Here is a 1,067-nt window from a genome sequence, read left to right on the forward strand (position 1 = left end):
GCTATAAGTGATTATATGGATTTAGCTGTTTTAGGCGATTATTATACCAACGGAAGTTTTGGTTTACGTTTAGAAAACACCTATGCCAAACGTTACAGGTTTAGAGGTAATTTAGCCTTTAGGTATGAAAACCTAATTACCAGTGAGCGTGGTTTTCCAGACTATGCCCGTAACACCATATACAACCTACGTTGGTCTCATAGTCAAGACTCTAAAGCCAACCCAAGTTCACGCTTTTCTGCATCGGTAAATTTAGGTAGTAGCACGTATTACAGAAACTCTATAAACCAAATAAATGCTGGTAGTAACTATTTAACAAACACATTATCATCTTCGGTTTCATATTCTAAAACATTTGAAGGCGAACCACAAGTTAATTATAGTTTAACAGCTACACACAGCCAAAATACCAACACACAAACTATAAACATGACACTGCCAACATTTCAAGGTAGCGTTGGTAGAATGTATCCGTTTGCTTCAAAATCTGGCTCTAAAAAAGGTATCATTCAAAATATAAACCTTCAGTACAACGTGCGAGGTGAAAACAGAATAGCTACTGTAGATTCGCTTTTCTTTAAAAAAGAAATGTTTGATGATGCACGTGCTGGTTTTCAGCATACCATTCCTATTAGTACAAACTTTAAAGTATTTAAACATTTTAGTGTAAGTGCAGGTGCAAATTATAATGAGGTTTGGACGTTTAAAACCATTGATAAACGTTTTAACACTGTTTTAGGTGAAGAAGAAGTTGAAACCATAAATGGGTTTGATGCTTACAGAACATACAATTTTAGCACCAGTATTGGTACTACTGTTTACGGTATGTTTAATTTTGAAAAAGAAGGTAAAGACACTAAACTTAAAGCCATAAGGCATGTTATGCGTCCATCAATTAGTTATAACATTAATCCGGCTTTTGATAAATATTACAACACATACGAAGAAGAAGTTATTACTGCCGATGGTTTAACCACCAGAGATGTTGAATTTTCAAGGTTTGAAGATGCTATTTTTGGAGCGCCAAATAAAAACTTTTCAAGCTCAATGGGTATTTCTTTAGCTAA

General features: G+C 34.5%; 1 protein-coding gene. It reads left to right on the forward strand.

Annotated elements, in window-relative coordinates; translation table 11 throughout:
* A partial coding sequence (locus tag FUA24_RS23575) for a putative LPS assembly protein LptD (protein WP_262713614.1) occupies window positions 1-1,067 on the forward strand: 1,067 nt, incomplete at both ends.

Source organism: Seonamhaeicola marinus (genome assembly GCF_008085455.1).